3 protein-coding genes are annotated in these 1,540 nt (G+C 64.4%); all 3 read right to left on the bottom strand.

Going from position 1 to position 1,540, the window contains the following annotated elements; all coding sequences use genetic code 11:
• Positions 1-224: 224 nt before the first annotated feature.
• On the bottom strand, positions 225-587 hold the full coding sequence (locus O9271_RS18135) for a cupin domain-containing protein (RefSeq protein WP_298272895.1): 363 nt from the start codon (positions 585-587) through the stop codon (positions 225-227).
• Positions 588-710: 123 nt separating this feature from the next.
• Positions 711-1,022, bottom strand: coding sequence for a NadS family protein (gene nadS, locus O9271_RS18130; protein WP_298272893.1), 312 nt, complete (start codon positions 1,020-1,022; stop codon positions 711-713).
• Complete coding sequence (locus tag O9271_RS18125; RefSeq protein WP_298272890.1) at positions 1,019-1,336, bottom strand: type II toxin-antitoxin system RelE/ParE family toxin; 318 nt, start codon at positions 1,334-1,336, stop codon at positions 1,019-1,021. Before O9271_RS18125 ends, nadS begins: the two co-directional genes overlap by 4 nt.
• Positions 1,337-1,540: the final 204 nt, after the last annotated feature.

Here is a 1,540-nt window from a genome sequence, read left to right as displayed (position 1 = left end):
GTGAGGACAAGGCCGAAGACTGCGCCTGCGACCGCGCCAGCGACAACCAAGCCAACCTGCAGAATGCGCCGTGTGCGCAGGGCATGACCAAAGATGCGCATGAGTCGTTCGGGTAGTGATCTGCATAACGCGGGCTTCTGTTGCGAGCGGACCGCACGATGGTTCACCCTGCGCGGATGGCCGGTCCGCTCGACAACAGCAAGCATTGTTGGGTGGCGCCGAAGTCAGAGTCGCACTCCCGTGGGTGCAGTAAACTCGCCGTCCTCAATGTCGCCCGTGTTCCGTGTCGCCGCAGGCTCGAAGACGAGGATAGCGGCTTCCTCGTCAGCGACCGTTCGATGTTCCACCCCCCGGGGCACGATGATGAACTCGCCCGGTCCCATCTCGACCGTTCGGTCTCTGAACTCCACTCGAAACGTGCCACTCACACCAAGGAACAACTCATCCTCGGAATCATGGTGATGCCAAACGAACGTGCCCTTGAATTTGACGAGTTTTACTTCTTGGCCGTTGAGCTCACCAATGACCTTCGGACGCCAATGCTCGTTGATGAGTCCGAGTTTCTCGGCCAGACTGACCTTATCCATCCCGTAATCTCCGTGTGTCTACCCAACGCCAAGGTCTGCCGCGGGGCCTCATAACAAGGCGACAGGCGAGCGCAGCGAGCCAGTCGCCATCCTGAGAACAGGCCCGTCGGCAGCAGCGACCCGTTATGCCGCGCCGCGCCGCTTGGGACGATGCAATGCCTCAACGACCGCCGCGGGATTATGCGCCGCGACCTGCAGCAAGGCGAGCGCGGGACCATCTGGTACGCGGCGGCCCTGCTCCCAGTTCCGGAGCGTGGCCACGCTCACGCCGATCATCAGCGCAAACTCCGCCTGCGACTGCCCGAGGTCGGCGCGCACCGCTTTGACATCGGTCGGCTTGAACGTGCGAGAGCGAGTCGGCTTCCGTTCGCCGCGACGGATCGCCCCCGCCTGGCGCACGCTCTCCAGCAACTCGTCGAATGCGTCGGCCTTCACTTGAACTCCTCGCGCACCACTCGAGCGAGCGTGCGCAGCTGCGTGGGGGTGAGATCACCCTGCTCATTCTTCGCGTACAGGTACAGCATGTAACAAACGCCGTCGGCGGCCGCCCAGTAGTAGATGGTGCGGACACCGCCCCGCTTCCCACGCCCCTCGGCGCCCCAGCGAAGCTTGCGCAGTCCGCCACCGCCGGGAATCAGCGCCCCCTGCTCCGGACGCAGGTACAAGGCCGCCTGGAGCGCGCGATACGGCTCGTCATCGAGATGACGGCGGAGGGCCGCCGTGAAGATGGGCGTCTCGACGAAGCGCATGGAGAACTATACGCCATTGGCGCACTACTCGCCAGAGGCACTCCGTCCCGTTGGCCACCGGCATAACGCCCCCGCTCTGCGGCGGGCCTCATAACAATGCGGCAGGCGAGCGCAGCGAGCCAGCCGCCATCCTGAATCAGCCCCGTCCGCAGCAGCGATCGTTATGCAGTTCGGAGCTACGGCTCGGAGCGCAGCCGCTCAGGT

The organism is Gemmatimonas sp., from assembly GCF_027531815.1.
In the GTDB taxonomy this organism is placed as follows: Bacteria; Gemmatimonadota; Gemmatimonadetes; order Gemmatimonadales; family Gemmatimonadaceae; genus Gemmatimonas.
The sequence above is the reverse complement of the archived record's forward strand: the minus strand, read 5'-3'. Positions and strand labels throughout refer to the sequence as shown.